At 48.5% G+C, this 1,066-nt stretch carries 1 protein-coding gene; it reads right to left on the bottom strand.

The annotated features are described in order from the left end of the window. Positions 1–15: 15 nt before the first annotated feature. The gene (locus JFN90_RS22030; RefSeq protein WP_199397286.1) at positions 16–963 is read right to left on the bottom strand and encodes an IS1595 family transposase; all 948 of its coding nucleotides are present in this window, start codon (positions 961–963) and stop codon (positions 16–18) included. Positions 964–1,066 lie beyond the last annotated feature (103 nt).

Raw genomic sequence — 1,066 nt, 5'->3', positions numbered from 1 at the left:
TTTAGCCGATTAGCGCTAATCTTCAGCAAGACGTAACCAACGTTCTGTTCGTTTACCGGTCCTTACGCCTGCGAAAAGAAGGCGTGAGAACATTGATTTCAGGTCAAAGCGCCGGTTGAAACGATACTGAATTTCTGCAAGGTAACGCTTTATGTACTTGCTGAAGTCGAAAGAATGATAGGTGCCCTCAATGGAGGTCTTTACATTACTAAGGACCGTATTTGCCCAGTAAAAACAGCCTAGTGCTGTGCTTTTCCGTTCTTTGCCAACTACTTCAAAGGAATGCGCACATCCTGAAGCTACTACAGCTCTGAAAGAGGACAAGCCGTCGGTTATTACCGTGGTAGATTCTGACAATGATGCGCAAGCCCATTTTGCAATTTCTGTAAAGTTTAGAGCCTTTACTGGTGAGAAAACAGCACGCTTAGGATGTCCCTGGGAGTTCGTTTCTACGGCTGCGATAAAAGGTATTTTGTTCTCTGATCCTCGACCGCCTTTGCCTTCATGTCGGCCGCCCAGGTATGCGTCATCTACCTCGACTCGGCCAGAAAGAACAGTTGCAGCTTCTCTCTCGCACATGACCTGCATCAGCTTGTGCTTCATGCGCCAAGCGGTGCGGTAGCAGATGCCAAGAAGGCGCGTTAACTCTAACGCGGATACGTTATTCTTTGTTTGTGTCAGGAAGTACATAGCCTGAAACCAGGTCGTCAGAGGCAGTTTTGACGAGTGAAAGATCGTCCCGCTGGTTACCGTAGTCTGGCTATGACAGCCCTTGCACTGGAAGGTCTTTACCTTTCGATGCCACACAACGCTGAAACCCGAGCTCTCGCAATTTGGGCATGCAAATCCCTGCGGCCATCGCATCTGTTCAAGTGCGGTAACGCATTGCTCTTCCGTTCCGAAATCGCGGAGAAAATCCGGTAAGCTAAGGCCCTTTTGAAACTGGATTCGATTCTGTGCCATGTCCGACTCCTTGTAAGGGTGATCGTTCACGGCAATCCTACTGTTTAGGTGCGACAGAAAACGTCTTAAAAAGCAATCTGCTGAAGATTAGCGCTAATCGGCT

Source organism: Geomonas propionica, assembly GCF_016458235.1.
In the GTDB taxonomy this organism is placed as follows: Bacteria; Desulfobacterota; Desulfuromonadia; order Geobacterales; family Geobacteraceae; genus Geomonas; species Geomonas propionica.
This window is presented reverse-complemented; position numbering and strand designations above follow the sequence as displayed.

Bases quoted from the DNA above. Each gene is read 5' to 3' on its own strand.
- JFN90_RS22030 (WP_199397286.1), bottom strand. From the start codon at position 963: ATGGCACAGAATCGAATCCAGTTTCAAAAGGGCCTTAGCTTACCGGAT.